The organism is Chitinophaga horti (assembly GCF_022867795.2).
Taxonomy (GTDB): domain Bacteria; phylum Bacteroidota; class Bacteroidia; order Chitinophagales; family Chitinophagaceae; genus Chitinophaga; species Chitinophaga horti.
In genome coordinates, this window is the sequence record NZ_CP107006.1 from 2,613,694 (window position 1) to 2,629,654 (window position 15,961).

The 15,961-nt window shown below is 51.7% G+C and carries 9 protein-coding genes; all 9 read right to left on the reverse strand.

What is annotated here, in order from left to right; genetic code table 11:
• The gene (locus MKQ68_RS10570) at positions 1-1,806 is read right to left on the reverse strand and encodes an exo-alpha-sialidase (RefSeq protein ID WP_264283266.1); all 1,806 of its coding nucleotides are present in this window, start codon (positions 1,804-1,806) and stop codon (positions 1-3) included.
• Complete coding sequence (locus MKQ68_RS10575; RefSeq protein ID WP_264283267.1) at positions 1,803-2,711, reverse strand: glycoside hydrolase family 43 protein; 909 nt, start codon at positions 2,709-2,711, stop codon at positions 1,803-1,805. Before MKQ68_RS10575 ends, MKQ68_RS10570 begins: the two co-directional genes overlap by 4 nt.
• Before the next feature lie 2 nt (positions 2,712-2,713).
• Entirely contained in the window at positions 2,714-4,060 is a 1,347-nt protein-coding gene (locus MKQ68_RS10580) for a glycoside hydrolase family 140 protein (RefSeq protein WP_264283268.1), read from the reverse strand.
• A 3-nt stretch (positions 4,061-4,063) separates the two neighbouring features.
• Positions 4,064-7,192: a DUF6298 domain-containing protein gene (locus MKQ68_RS10585; RefSeq protein ID WP_264283269.1), complete on the reverse strand. Its 3,129-nt coding sequence runs from the start codon at positions 7,190-7,192 to the stop codon at positions 4,064-4,066.
• A gap of 32 nt (positions 7,193-7,224) precedes the next feature.
• Positions 7,225-8,832: a polysaccharide lyase gene (locus MKQ68_RS10590; RefSeq protein ID WP_432803741.1), complete on the reverse strand. Its 1,608-nt coding sequence runs from the start codon at positions 8,830-8,832 to the stop codon at positions 7,225-7,227.
• A gap of 66 nt (positions 8,833-8,898) precedes the next feature.
• On the reverse strand, positions 8,899-9,813 hold the full coding sequence (locus MKQ68_RS10595) for a hypothetical protein (RefSeq protein WP_264283271.1): 915 nt from the start codon (positions 9,811-9,813) through the stop codon (positions 8,899-8,901).
• A gap of 26 nt (positions 9,814-9,839) precedes the next feature.
• Positions 9,840-11,654, reverse strand: coding sequence for a RagB/SusD family nutrient uptake outer membrane protein (locus MKQ68_RS10600; RefSeq protein ID WP_264283272.1), 1,815 nt, complete (start codon positions 11,652-11,654; stop codon positions 9,840-9,842).
• Between the two features lie 33 nt (positions 11,655-11,687).
• A complete protein-coding gene (locus MKQ68_RS10605) occupies positions 11,688-14,867 on the reverse strand; it encodes a SusC/RagA family TonB-linked outer membrane protein (RefSeq protein ID WP_264283273.1) in 3,180 nt (1,059 codons plus the stop codon).
• Between the two features lie 258 nt (positions 14,868-15,125).
• Positions 15,126-15,812, reverse strand: a complete 687-nt coding sequence (locus MKQ68_RS10610; protein ID WP_264283274.1) for a DUF3826 domain-containing protein — start codon at positions 15,810-15,812, stop codon at positions 15,126-15,128.
• Positions 15,813-15,961: the final 149 nt, after the last annotated feature.

A 15,961-nucleotide genomic window follows, 5' to 3' on the forward strand; every position in this document is an offset into this window, starting at 1 on the left:
TCAGGGCAATAGAGCTGTTTTAAGGTAATGAATAAGATAAGCCGCCTCTTTGTTGCGTAATTCCGCACCCGGCAAATCATAATCCTGGTCTGTTGGTGTGTCGGCGTTCGGGAACCTTACGGTCTGGCCTGTACGGAACACTATTCGCGCTACACTGGCCACCGGCGCAAAACAAATATTCAGCACCGGCTTTTGATCGTTGATCGATACATTGTAAAACCGGTTGCCTGTATTCAGTTCGATATTAATTTTCACCTGCTCACCAGCTTTATACTTACCTAGCGAACGGTTCCGGTATCCCTGTTTGGTGAGGATCGAGCCGGTGGAATCGAACAGCAATCGCAGGCAGGGCGTACCTTTCGCATCAACGACTTCTATTTCGAGCTGACCGGCATCCTGCTGCTTCGGCGTTATGGCAAACGACAGCTGCACCTTCTTCGATTCCGGGAAAACACGTTCTGCCCTGGCGTAATCGAAGGGATCACTGTCCTGCAACTGAAGCGCGTTTTCCCGCACCGCTACCTTACACCACAACGGGCTATAAATATTCCAGTATTGCAAAGCATCGCCTGCTGTAAAATTTTCGTCAACGTGATGCAGCTGCTCGTGCCGCACAGGCACCGGTATCTTACTCACCCACATGTCTTCCTTATTCATGCTGTACGTCACCCACATATGGCCGCCGGGAGGCGTACCGTCCATCTCCTGGATGCCGCGTACATATTGCGGGCCGTAGCTTTTATAGGCACCACCGTACCGCATGGCAGTAATTTCGCCATTGACCAGCAGGAGGTCCTGATAACGGAGGCCGTCAGCGCTGGTACTCACTGCCAGTGGCCAGCGAAATTCTGAAGGATTGTATACTGCAGCATACTTGCCATCCGTCGTACGCTGCGCCCAGAACTTCGCATTGGCGTTCACAAAACCGGGTGCCCGCGTAGGATTGTACTGCCAGGTTTTGCCTTCATCTGTACTGATACTGGTGAGTGCATACTTCCAGAAGCCCGCCACGCGGCCGTCAGGGAGGTGGTAATAACTAAATGCTTTAAAGTCTTTCTTAAGCGGGATGAGCGGATCGTTACGGTCAGCCTCTTCCACCATCTGCTGCATCAGCAAAGGCGTGGCCAGTAATTCCTCGCAGGCCGCGATCAGTCCTTTATCTTTCGACCGTTTATAGAATGGGAAACTTGTCGTCTTTTCATCGAACCCGTGATTGAACCGCAGGAAATACACCGGGCCAAAGGATCCATCGCTTTTGATCTCGCGAATCACCCGGCCGATGCCATTACCATCATTCGGATCATCCTTCTCTCCCAGCGCGATGCCGTAGTAGCCGAGCGCGAACAGGCGTTTGGAGCGGGAGGTATAAAAACCAATACGCTGGTGCATAACGGCAACATTGTTTCGGGCCGTATCTTTCTTACCAGGTTTTACAAACCCATCCGGGATCTTGTATTCGGGAAATACGATTACCGGTGCGTTCCACTGGTAGCCGTCCTTCGAGCTTTGCAACAGCGTCCTGCCCGGCGCCACGTGCTCACCAACCGGGTTGCTGAGGTATTCCAGGTAAAAAGTGCCGTTGTGACAGGCGAGCATCGGCGCATGATTGTAGGTCCAGTTGTTCACGCCCGTATCGGAACGCAGCGCGCGCATCGTCTGGATATTATGCACGCCAATGGCCGGCGACAGTTGTCCGTGGTGGTAGTCCACGTTAGACAAAGTTGTGCCGGTGTAACGCACCGTATCCTGCGCCTGCAGGGCGAACGGCGTAATGCAAAGTAAGAGGTAGAAACAAATCCGCATCATGTCTTCTCAAAATGTTTTAACAGCGACTTTATTACTTTTCGCTTCACCGGTACGATGGTGCCGTGCTTATGGTCTGCAGGCACCTGCACCGCCGACTTTTCAAAATGAATAAAGTCCTTCGTTTGCACGGCTTCATACGTTTTGGTCTGATATGCATCGAAGTAGATCAGCCAATGATCCTGCAGCCTCACCACCGACGGCCCCTCTGTGAATTGCGCTGTAAATGGCGCCGATACCTGTTTCCAGGGCCCGGTCGCTGTTTCGCCGAAAGCAACTTTCAGGTTACGCTCAGGCCGTGTATTGTCTTTCAGCACCAGCACATAATCGTTGACTGCCCGGGGTACGATCACCGCATCTATCACACTAAAACCCGGATCGAGAAACAATGTGGGGGGCGTAAATGATTGAAAGTCGCTGGTAGCCGTATAATATAGGCGATGGTTATTACTGTCATCCTCCTGCCCTTTTTCGAAGCGACCGGGAATGCAGGAGGCCCACACGATCAGATATCTAGCGGTGGCTTCATCATAAAAAAGCTCCGGCGCCCATACGTTCACTGCCGCTTCACTTTGCATAGCAGGTATCCATCGCGGTGTACTCCAATGCACCAGGTCTTTTGAGGAGGCATAGCCGAAACCCTTGTCTTGGCGCCAGCTGCTCGTCCATACCAGGTGAAACGTACCATCGGGGCCCTGCACCATCGACGGGTCCCGCATTACCTGCTGTACACCCACAGACGGGCGCAACAGCACCGTATCGAGATCCGACCAGCGGCGACCATCGTAGCTGTACAGCATGCGCAGTCCTTCGTTCGCAGGTTCGTGAAACGAAGTAAACACATAGGCCTGTCTGCCGCAGGAAGTCAGCAGCAATATCAAACAGCTATATAAAACCAGTATTCTCATATCTATCTTTCCAGGACCAGCACCCAATCTTCCTTACTCACCGGCGGCTCAAACTTCGTGACGCCCTTTAGGGCCGGCATCACAAAACTCGTCGTTTCCCCCGTTGCTGGCTTAAACCAGGCTGCTTTGCCCACATTAAAACCTAATTTCGACAGATCTACGTCGAACGCCTGCCCCGTAAACGTGTACACCAACGCATAATCTTTGGCTTTTGTGGCCAACAGGTAGTCATAACGGCGGCCTGTATTAGTGGGCAATATCTCTTGCGCGGGTTTGCGGTCGAAATAAGGACGTTGTTCTAAGAGTTTCTTCAGGTATTGCATCTGCTGCGCGCCGGGCGATCCGATCGCAGTTTTCCAATCGGTCGTTACGCCATAATTGGCACCTGCGTCTCCCTGATGATGAAACTGCATTACCGCATTCTCTCCATAGGTAAAGCCTGCGCCACCCGCAAACACGCTCCAATAGGCATACCGGCGAAGGTCAGCGGCATTCCACCGCACCTCCAGGCTGTCGTGCAAACCATGCGGAATATTTTCGTAAGAAGGCTCACCATCAAACACCGGCTTCACCGGGCGACGATTATAATCGGCCTGCACGTAACGCCAGTTATCTTCTCCATAAAAGTGCAGATCATTTTTGCTGGTATCCTGCGCATATGTGCGATGGCCACTCTGGAAGATGTTAAAATCCAGCCAGGCAGCATTGTGAAACCAGTCGGAAGATGAGTAGCGCCCACGCGGATGGTACGTAACCAGGTGTTGCGGATCATGCTTCTTTAGCGTAGTGCCGATCTTTTGCCATACCGCCAGACCTTCCGAGCCACGTACATCGCCACCATTCATCCACACTACGTTCGACTTCCCTTTAAACCGTGTAGCCAGGAACGTTGCATACGCTTCCGCCTGCGACACGCTTACATGGCCACCCTTCACATTACTTCCCCAAACCGGCACTAAGGCCATATAGATCCCGCGTTTCGCGGCTTCGTCCACGATAAACTCCACATGATCCCAATAGTCGTAACCGTCTTTTACGTACGGCTTCGATACATCGCCATTCACCAGGGCCGAATCACCATATACATTCTTCGCACTTTTCAGTTCATGCAGCACCATTACCTGGATGACGTTAAAACCTTGTGCCTTACGGCCATCCAGGTATTGCAGGGCATCTTCGCGATTACATTTCACAAAGAGCAGCCAGCCGGTATCGCCGAGCCAGAAGAAGGGCTTTCCATCTGCCGTGCAGAAGAAACGTTTATTGGGCGATACTTTGATAGCGGGCAGTGACTGCCCGTTCGCCAGACATGCCCATACGATCAGCCATCCTGTGAGTAATACTTTCATTGCTTATACTTTTTTGAGCCAGAGCACCCAGTTACCACCGCCAGGCGGCGTGAACGAGGCCACTTTTCCACCCTGGGCCGTTTGCTTTACATGTTTAATTTCGCCGGAACCACTGCTGATCCATTGCACACTAAACTTCCCGGAGTAGTCTGATAGATCTGCCTTTACCTCGTTCCCGGAAAGCGGGTAAACAATAAGGCCTGTTTGCACGTTCTCCAATATCCACTGTCCTTCCGCATTCACCGGGCGCATTGTGGCCGCCGCCTGCAGGAAGGCTTCGTCTTTCACTTTAACAGCCGGTAGCGAGCCACCGGCCATTAATACGGCCCAGCCGTGTTTATCCCAGTCATTGGCGGAATAGATGACGGCCTTTTCGGGGAAGCGGCTTGTATATTCCAGTACCGCGCGGTACACCTGCTGCGCCGACGTGCTTTTGGGCTTCAGTAACCGTGCATGCTGCCTGGGCGCAAGATGCTGCCCGCCCTGTGGTGCATAAGCCGAGCCATCTGCCTGGTAATACCAGTAGCGGATGTCGATGACATCCACCGACGCGGCGTATCGTTTATCGTTCAATATGGCATCCTGCACATCCTTCGTCGTACTCAGTCCGATCAATGCATCATTGCCCGTTTCTTTTTCCCATGCAGCGGCGATGTTCAACCAAAACTGCACGAAATGCAAAGGGCCTGTAAACTCCTCGCCGATCAGCTGGATCACGTTGTGGTTGCCCGCAAAATTGTTCAGGCACTGGCGGATGTAGGATTGGTGCAACTGACTGCGGATGGCGTGCGCTGTATCATAGAACTGTTCGTCCATAAAAATGCGCTTGTCACCTGCGTACGGCACCGGTTCCGGGAAGCCGACGTTGTTGATGTTGTTGGCCGTGCGCCAGGGGAAGTCGGCATAGTGAGCGCCCGCTTCCAGTATGTTGTGCTGGAAGTACTGCTGATGCACCAATACGAGGCCTTTCTCATCAGCCAGGCCGGCGAACTGTTGCAGGCGACGCCAGTACCAATCGTTGTACTTTGTCAGGTCATACTTGCTCAATCCATCCCAGGCAGTGTCTTTGCCGCTGCGCGCGAAGGGCAGTTCGTAAAACGGCGTCCATACGTCGCCGTCTATACGACGAATGCGTTCATGATCGTCGCGGCGGCGGTCGTACCAAAGCCCGTAGTTTTGTTCGATGGCTGCCACGTGGCGGGCGAGCATCGTATCGGCGACGGCGTGGAGGTCATCTGTCAGACCGGTACCTGTTCTGCCGGGTACGAAACGAGTGAGTGCGGGGGCGCTTTTCTGGAGTGCGTATGGCCTGGCGCTGCCATTCCACCACGGAACGCTTTGCCGGCTGCCTGTTACCAAAGTTTTGGCCGCGAGCAGGCGGCCGTGTTGTAATTGCAGCAGCTTACTTGTTTTCGGCTGCCCTCTTTTATCTGGAATGGATGAAAGTTGATCAATAGTTTTAGCGTCGCCCGTAATGGGGATTTGATGACGCGATGGGGCTTCGGAGATAAATTGTAAGAGTGTATTTGCTGGTGTGACAGCGAGCGCGGCCAGTTTGGCGGCTGTTTCCACGGAAGGGCTACTGCTCGCTTCCGTCGGTACTTCCATTAGTTCACGGTCGCCTGTTCGTCCCGTACGTTCATTTAATTGTGCATAATACAGGCTGCGCGGCTCAATGCTGTTATTGGATTCTCCCCAGTAACCATTTCCTGAAAACTGGCTCCAGCTGCCGAACGACCAGTTTTGCGCGGTAGGCGGCATGTAACAATCGATACGGGCAGCGCTGCAATTCCATAACACGCTGTTCGCATTGTTCCATCCTGCCCCTTGTCCGTCCTGGCCGCGATTCATCAGGCTGATCGCATTGCCGTCTACGTTCACTACATCATACAACACACCGGCCGACCAGCTGTCGATGCCGCCACTAAAACTGTAAGGCTGTTTAGCTTCGCACTGCACGAAAGCATTCGGACCTGGTGCACAAAAGCCAGTCGCGAAATCATGTATGCCGTTTTCTGCATAACAGCGTTGGAAAAGCGTTTGCTGTCCGGCAGTAAAGAAAGTATTCCGACGCTCTCCGCCGATTTCCGAAACAGGCTGTTGGGAGATGCAGTCTTCGACCGTCACCCGTGAGGCATTCCCGTAGACAGCCACCGCACTGCCGGCAAAGTGTGCGAAACGCACCTGCCGAACCCACGCATCTGCTGCATTGTCGATGATGATGGCCATCCAGCGGTGGTCTTCATCTTTCGGGTTGTTGCGGTCATAGGCGGATACGATTTGCAGGTTTTCTACACCGCAATTCGTAACACGCCCCTGCCACGTGAAAGCCGCTATAGTAGCGCCCCCATAGGCTTGTGACAAAGCAGTTGTGACAGGCGCATCAAACGTAACCGCCTGCCCGTCCGCCGCTGTAACGGTACGCACCCAGTTAAGTGTGCGCTGACCGGGTTTCCAGCCGAGCGAGGCGATTCCTCCACCAAAATGATCGGTACCTAGCGCGGCAATCCATTCGGCTGTACAGGGGCGTGTAATGATTACCTGGTCGCCTTTCTTAAAGACACGTGCATCGCGCAAAGAGATACGATTGGCGTTCACCGGCACGTAAACATCCGTTATTTCCACGGCACGCTGAACAACACGATCATCCTTTCCCAGGATGCTGATCACTGTTTCGCGATGTTTGCCGGTGGCGTGCAGTGTGGTCTGCGAACCGCTGCCGCGCAGGATGACGCCGGAGGTGTGTAAGGACAGGCTGCCTGTCACTTCAAAGTCGCCAGCAGCCAGTAATACAGCCCCGCGCCATCCCTCTTTGGACAAAGGCAGCCGGCTCACATAGTCAATGGCCGCCTGTATACGGGAAGTAGCGTCGCCTGGTTTAACAGGTACTGTTACCTTTACCGGCACATCCGGAATTGTCGTTTCTCCTGCTTTGTAGCCGCACCACGAAAAGTCAGGGATGCGGTTGCCCAGGGAGTCGGGCGCGTATTGTAGTTTACCGTTCGCGAAAGATAGCGGTGGTATCGGTTTCGGTTTCTTTTGGGCATAGCTGGCTACTGGCTGTAACAGGCAGCAGCCTGCTATCAACGTTAACCCGCCAATGCGGCGCCATTCGGATAGTATACGGACCATCAACATCGCTCGTTTGGTAAAAGAACATCTTCTTACGGTTTCACTTTGGCCAGCGGCACTACACTATCGAGATACTCTTCGATGTTGGTATACCCCGAACGGGATTTGGAATACTCGGCTGCATCCGCACTGTTGTTAGGATTGAGGCCTTTCTTTTTCTCGTAATCGTCGGGTAAGCCGTCGTTGTCGCTGTCCTTGTAAGGCGTTCCTTTGTAATCAGGATAACCGCCCACCTGGTTAATATCGGTAATTATCCCGATCTTATAAGAATCAAGTGGTAAACGGCGGTGTTTAAATTGTGTTTCCGGCGCTTTTACTGACGGGTCGATCTCTATCTTGCCGGTGCTTACCTGTTTCACGATCCTGGTATCTACTGCATCCCGCTTTGGCAGTATCGCCCCGGCGTTGGCCAGCACATAGGTTTTCGCTGCCTCGGCGCTTAGGACGGTTACCGGTGCCATTGGCAAAGGTTGCGTCCAGCGGATGCGTTGCAGGTACTCGCCCGTATTCTTCTCTTCCTCTACCTGCACCCCACCGTTCCAATTATCCTTCGTAATCTCCGGGTAACCTTCCATGATATTGCCTGCTACATATGCCCTGCCGTACACCTTGTACTTCAGTTTACTGCGGCCGCTTTCCGGCTTCAGGATGCGGTGGCCTACATTGTTTTTAGGCGTGGCCGGACCTGGTTTAAAATAGTTATTGATGATGTTGAATTGTGCCCGGTAATCACCGCCGTCTATACTGCGATGCACCCAGTTAAACACTACGTTGTTTACAAAATTGAATACGCCATTCCAGCCTACGGATGGATTACGACCAGCGTTATTCGCCCAGAGGTTGCGCATAAACGTGCAGTTCTCCCCACCGAGGGTGCTGCCGAAAGCGTGGTTCCAGGTATCGAGTGCTTCGCCGAAAATGGAGTTCTGGATGGTGATATTCACGGTCGGAAACTTATCTTCGATCTTACCGGTGCTGTCGTTATACATGTGCCGATACATACTCATGTTTTCATCCAGCCCCCAGGTTGCGCTTACATGGTCGATCATGATGTTGCCGATAGGATTACCGCCGATGGCATCGTCCCTGCGACCTACCCATGTTTCGCCGCGACGGAAGCGCATAAACCGGATGATTACGTCATGGGTATTGATCCACACGCTTTCTCCCGCTACACATACCCCGTCGCCCGGAGCGGTTTGTCCGGCAATGGTGATGTAAGGTGCCCGGATGATCAGCGGCGTTTTCAGCCGGATAATACCGGCCACGTTGAATACGATTGTTCTGGCGCCGCCTTGTTCACAGGCCCGGCGCAAACTTCCCGGTCCGTCGTCGTTCAGGTTCGTTACTACGTATACTTTACCGCCACGTCCGCCGAATGAAAATTTACCGCCACCTTCTGCGCCTTTAAATGCGGGGATCGATGCCTGCGGCAACTCATCCACCCGCGAAGCCCAGGGAATAAAGGGCCGGCCATTTTTAGCTTCGGCGTCAATAATCGGCCAGGCGGCTACCCAGGCAGAATCAGAATGCGCGTTCGCCGCCTTCATCAGAGAATCAGCCGACCGCTGCACCTCACTGGGAATCTGAGGATATTGTGCAAATACATTCGACGCAACACATAAGCTTACAGTTGTCATCAATGCCAAACGAAGTCCTTCTTTTTTCAATACGCTTATTTTCATCTCTCCCGGAAATTATAGTATTTATCGCTCTATTTTAACATCTACATTCACATAACTGCTCATGGCCGGTGTAGTACCGTTCGCATAATTGATGATCAGGCAGCCGGCTTTACCGGATGCTGTGCGGAAAAACACGAGGCTATTCGCCGCCAGCTGCGTTACTTTGTTCGACGTGCCGGAGGCCAGGTTGGTACGCGCCGCTGCCCGCAGCGAACCAGCAGACATCAGGGTGTTGAAGCCTGGCGAGGTCGCCTTTTTCATCACGGTCGCATTCTTCGTCCAGGTACTGATGTCGTAGAATGGAATTTGTCCCTGGGGGGCCGACAGCGCATACAGGCAGAAACGCAGGTCATCTGTCGCTACTGTAGACGCGGCACCGGTCGTATCGTACATGATACCGAAATCGATCAGGGCGCTTTTTGCACCGCCGGTCGTATAGCTGAATACCTCGCCGGTAGTGGCCGACATATAGCAGGTATTGGTCTTAGCAGTGGTATCCGGCACCCGGAGGAAACGATAGGTAAAGAAGTCGAAATCCGCCTTGACTGTAACGACCAGGTCCTGCGAGCCGATGTAAACGCCGGATGTATCATGCGCTACGATGCGGTAGCGATAAGTACCGTTGGCGGTATCTGCCTTTAACCGTTTAGTAGTACTGTAGCTCAGCTCCGACGTCTTCAGCGTATCTCGTGTTACAAAGCCGGTTTGATTCACGGGGTTTTTCTGGATGCCGACAAACTTCATCGGTCTTTTTGCCGTGATGGTGAAATTAAAGAAGATACTATCACCCGGGTTTACTGACACATCGCCCGTAACAAATTTCTCCCCGCTACTCAGCATCACCGTGGCGTCATTCGTGCCCACCGGCTCTGCATCCTTGTGACAGGCGGACAATCCCGCTATACAAAGTGCTGCAACTGCAACTATTTTTTTCATATCGAAATGAATTTAACTGTCATGAATTATTGATACGGATCAAAGGTGCCGCCAGACCATCCGATGGTTTGCTGGATTACGGAAGTACGTGTAAAGGTGTTCGGTAATGGATACACGTAATATTTATCAGGCAGGCTGATGGTATTGGCGCCTTCCAGGGAATTGATCTCTGCGTTGAACATAGCTGAATAAACGGCCAGGTTGTCCAGATTAGCTGTATCCCTGTTCTTCAGGCCGTTTGCCCCTACCCTGTCCAGGTAAATTTTGGTAGCATCATTACCTGTGCCGGCTACATATGGTGACCGTGGCGCAAGAATATAGGACTGACGAGCCGTGAGTAAGCCGAGATTACGCGTGCGGCGGAGGTCATAATTGCGCATACCTTCGAACGCAAACTCGATCTGGCGTTCGTTCAGTAACAGGCTACGCATGCTGGCTACATCTGTGGCGAGCGCCAGGCCGTAGTCGAAAGCGCCTTCCACGATGCCTGCACGTTTGCGTACTTCGCGTACCATGGTTTTAGCCTCGTCCATCTTGCCGGTTTCATTGGCCGCTTCGGCCAGGTTGAGCATTACCTCTGCAAAACGCATCTCGATCCAGTCGATGCCGCTGCCGCCGCCGGAGTTGGAGTTATATACAGCCTGCGTAGGTGTTAAGGACACATTCACCAGGCGTTTACAATAAAATCCGGTAGCGATAGAGCCACCTGCTTCGTCAGGCACACCTTTGTAAGACCATTGTTTGCGGCCTGCTTTTCCGCTTAACGGCCACACATCGCCGTTAAAGGCTATTGTCGCATTAAAACGCGGGTCCCTGTCCTTCCAGAACTGTATGGCGTTGTAGCCAGAGCTGCCGTGCGTGATCGGTAAACCGTTCTTCATCAGGTACGCCTGTACAAGGTTCCAGGTAGGCTGATTAGACCCGCCGCCTGTAATAGTTTCAGAGAACGGACGCGTAGAATGTTCTACGTTGTTGCCCATATCTTTGGAGGCGTTGTATTTACGTACAATCAGCACTTCTTTATTATCCTCGGCAAAGAAAATATTACCATAGTTCGCCAGCAAGCCGTAACCGTCGGCAACGCCCTGGTCATAGGCCGCTTTACAGGCGGTATAAGCTGATTCCCAACGAGCGGTGTTATTGGTCGGGTTGAATTGCGGGCTGGCCCAGTACAGGAAGGCTTTGGCCTTTACCGCCAACGCAGCGGCGCGGGTAGCACGACCAATGTCGTTGCCGGTCCAGGCAGCAGGCAGGTAAGCAGCGGCAGAATCCATATCGGCACCGATTTGTGCAATACATTCACTTGTCTTTGCACGTGGCACTGCCAGATCGTTATCGCCCTGTCCTTGTGCTTTTAACACCAATGGCACACCGCCATAGAGGCGAACGAATTTAAAGTAGCTGAAACCTCTGAGGAAGAAAAACTGTCCCTTCAGCGTTTTACGCGCGGCTTCCGATAAAGTGGCGCTGCTATTAATACCTTCAATCGCCGTATTACACCTGCGCACATCTGCATAACGGTTATTGGTAATACTGGCCGATGTACCAATATCTGTTACAGAGTTTTCCAGCAACTGACCGTACAAGAACGCGGTGTTCGCATTATTCAGTTCATCAGAAGTATTATGAATACTGCCGAGAACAGGCCACTGCGGCATGACCAGGCCGTACGTCCTGTTAAGGAAAAGCCCGATAGCCCCTTCATCTTCCCAAATCTGGAAGTCTTCAATACCGCTCGGGTCTTCAATTTCGAAGAAGTCAGGATTACACGCAGAGAGCAGCAATGTGGTGCATAAGCCTGCGGCAACCGATGACAATTTAATATGTTTCAAAAATCTCATAATCGTGGTTATTATTCGAGTTTTTATGATCAATTAGAGGCTTGCACCAACACCGATAGAAATCGTTCTCAGTGTCGGGTAGTTGGCGAAGTTGGTGGTGTATGGATCTTTATAATCGAATGGATTGATAATGTTCCATAAGTTAGTGCCCGTCAGCATCACCCGCAGATCTGGAATTTTATGCCTGGTCACAAACTCCTTTGGTAATGAGTATGACAATACAGCATTGTTGATACGGCACTGTGTAGCATTCAGCGCCCAGAAGGTTGAATTCTCCTTCGCCAGCGGTGCATCTGCCCTTGGATACTTCGCATTTGGGTTTTCCGGCGTCCAGTGATCGTTCCAGAACTTCAGCGCATTCTGGTTGTTGGTAGGCACTTTACGCGCCTCACTGTCGTAGAAGGTTTTACCACCCACTGACAAGTTAAGGTTGGTTTGTAAGCGGAATGATTTATAGGTAGCGCCGAGGGTGATACCAAATCCAACGACCGGCGTAGTACGATCGTACATCAGCGTTACGTCATTATCATCGATTTTACCATCACCATTCACGTCTTTAAAGGTCATATATCCTACCTGTGGTTTCTTGCCATCGATCATGTAGTTCGGATTCTCCTTTAACAGAGCGTCCACTTCTGCCTGCGACCGGAGAATACCAGTAGAAATGTAGCCGAAGTTATTGCCATTGTAGCGGCGTGGATCCAAACCGATGGGAATACCCAGTGCTTCAGAACCGAACAGGCCTAATACGCTCGGGTTATAATATTGCTGCAGGATAGTGCTATTCGTAAACGCAAAGTTCACGTCGGCACTAATGCCCCAATCGCGACCGATGTTGGAACGATAGCCCAGTGCAAACTCCGCCCCCCATGCTTCTACTTTACCATAGTTTTTCACCGCGGTGATCAGGCCGGAGCTCATGGGCACCACGCTCACGTCGAGTGAATTGAAGGCGTCGTAAGTGTAACGATTGTAAATATCGGCTGTGAGGGTCAGTTTGTTCTTGAGCAAAGCCAGGTCGAAGCCTACGTTAATGGTGCGCGCCTTTTCCCAGGTAGCTTCCGGGTTAGGATACAGGTTCGGGTCCAGGCCGTTGGTAAAGGCGTTACCGAACAGGATACCACCGGTTTGAGTAAAGCGGTTTACGTAGGTTTTGTTTGCCACGCGGTCTTCACCCACAATACCCCAGGTAGCACGCAGTTTCAGGTCGTCGATAAACCGCACATTATCCATGAAAAACGCTTCCTGGCTGATGCGCCAGCCCAATCCCACAGTCGGAAAAAAGCCCCAGCGGTGATCGGGCGCGAAGTTGGACGACGCATCGAAGCGACCTACAAACTCGAACAGGTATTTATCGTCGAAGTTGTAACCCGCGCGGCTGATGAAAGAACGTTTCTTTGACTGGCTGAATTGCGGATTACGAATTATGTCCGTCAGTGAACCTACCGTGGTAGGATCATTGCTGAATGCCCAGAACTCGTCTACCCCGCTCACCAGTTGCTGGTTTTTCGTCAGGAAGATGTTACGGCTCTGTGCTTCCATCTGGTCGCCCGCAAACATCACGCTGATATCATGTTTACCGATGCTGCGGTTGTAGTTAAGGGTACCGATCAGCTGGTAGCTGTTACCAATAGTTGATCCCTCAGACAGCTGGTTGTTGTTCTGAATCGTGGTCCAGGGCGTATTAGCATTGATGGAATCGGAGTACAACAAACCGTTGTTGCTGTAACCGGCATTTACGACGTTGGCTACGCGGTAGGGCGGATAGTACTGTTTGTCGGCATTGTTACGGTTCAGCAGGCCGAACTGTACTTTTGCTGACAAGCCTTTCAGCCAGGTAGGTTTATATTCCAACGATGCATTGGTGCTAAGCCCCTGCGACTTACCGCGGGTATAGTTACCGGAATTGAACAGTCCCAGGATGCTCCAGTTGCCCGGAGGGTTAGGTCCGTTGAATGCCACAGGCAAACCGTTCACGGAAGTTGGCACCCATTTGGGCGTCAGGTACAATGCGCGAATGGTCTGATCGTCTGTTTCACCGTTCGCTCCTTTCAGGGTACCACGCTCTTCGCGGTTCAGGTCCGAGGAGAAGCTGAGGTTAGCGGTCAAACCGTCGATAATCTTCGCATCTACCGAGGCGCGAATGCTGTATTTCTCGGCTTCAATGCCGCCATAGTTACCTTTCTCTTTATAATAGCTGCCGCCGGCGAAGAAGGTGATCCTTTCAGAACCGCCGGACACGTTCAGTACGTGGCGCATGATCTTACCGGCATTCCAGAACTCGTCGTGCCAGTCGCGGTCGGGCATGGCCTTCAGTTTTTCCAGGTCGGCCGGGGCAAAATAGTTGCTGTAAGCGGAGTTATTCAGTTCGAAACCGTCGTTCAGCATTTTTGCATGCTCGTACGCGGTCATCGTTTTTGTTTTTACCGATTCGTTGGTCTGCCCGAAATAGCCGTTGTACGTAATTTTCGGTTTACCGATCTTTCCTTTTTTGGTGGTGATCAACACCACACCCTTGGCGCCCGCAGCACCGTAAACGGCGGCGGATGCATCTTTCAGGAAAGTAATGTCTTCAATCTGGCTGGCATCCAGGTTCTCGAAAAAGTCGGGATTGGGTGACTGCGAAAAGGTGATAGGGTTTACGATGATACCGTCCACTACATAAAGCGGCTGTGTGGTGGCCGACAGCGTTCCGGGGAAGGTGATGGAGTTACGGATGTTGATGTTCGTGGTAGAACCAGGTTTACCGGAACTAAAGTTCACGCTAACGCCCGGCAGCCTGTTCACCAGGGCCGAACCGAGGTTGGCCACGGGCAGGTCTTCCACTTCGGAGCCTTTTACGTTGGCGATAGCACCCAGTACATCACGTTTACTTTTGGTACCGTAACCTACTACGATTACCTCTCCCACTGCGCGGTCCAGCGGCACGAGTGCGATCACTGCAGGTGCATTGGCCGCTTTGATCTCGTATACGCCGTATCCTACGTGGGAAAAGCTCAGCACCGACTCGGATGACGATGCTTTAATGGAAAATTTACCGTCCGCCACCGAAAAGGTCGCGGTCGTGCTATTTTTTACTCTGATAGTCACCCCTTCCAGCCCTTTACCGGTTTTCTGGTCAGTGATGGTACCGGTAACGGTCCGCTCCTGCGCCATTGCAGGCACAGCGCATACCATTGTTAATAGCAGCATTAAAAGTGAAAAGTGTCGCATACAATTCATTGGCGTTTTAATAGCAGAGAGAATTGAGTTTTTGGTTGAGTACGTCCGCCTCCGGGGAAACTTTATCGGGCAGGGCGTCTATTTTTCATTCGTGGTCATTAAATAGTGGGGATCTGCGGCTATCGCTACGTAAATCCGCAGGAATACCCCTTGAACACAAGTGTTGTATATACATTCTTGATTGTCTGCATTGTATCAGTTACCTGGAATTAATCGTGGAAATAAATATGTTGTGGAATGGCGTTACGCCTATTTTTTGTTCTGCTGTTCTTTAATTCGCTGTTGCCAGGCGGCCGTTTCCTTTTTGAGATCGTATCCTTCGGCCGATAAATAATTGTTGATGCGCCCTTTATACTTCCCGAACATTTTATGCTTATCGTCCGATGAGCCTTCGTCCATTGCCAGCTCCCGCGCCTCTACCAGCCAGGTGTAAATACGTTCCTTTTGTTTCGCGGTGAGCGCAGGAATCATCTCCTGGAAGGCGGTGTAGGTTTTAGGCAGCACGCTGTAAGTCATACCATCTTTTACCTGTTCGAGTTGCCTGTCATTCAAATGTTGTCGTAATCCTTTGATGAACTGTTGGTGTAAAGTAGATAACGCGGCTGCCCGTCCATTGTTCTCTTTCGCTTCGTACTGCGCATGCACTGCCTTCAGATTTACGTATTGATGGACAATTTCGTTTAAAACCTGCCTGTACTGCACGCTGTCTGTAATACCCAGATTCTTCACGATCTTTTCCGACCGTTCGGTGGCTACCTTCACATAAGCGGCATCGTCCTGGCAAAAAGCCCGGAGCGGAAGAAACGCCATTGCCAATAAGAGAAATCCCCGCACAGAACTGGCAGAAAAATGGTCCAACAGGATGTCAGTAGCGAAAAGCCGACGTTTAGTAACGGCCGCAACGGCCCGAACCTGATCACGCAGTAACTTTTTCATATAACGGGAATTTAACTTTACCAATGAAAGGGTGTGTAGGAAACGCTCTTTCATTCACCGGATTAAAGATACCGGCAACTGCTTCCTTAACCAATGCAAGGTTTCACTATAAAGATGGAACATTTTACTATTTGCGGGGTTATTTATCT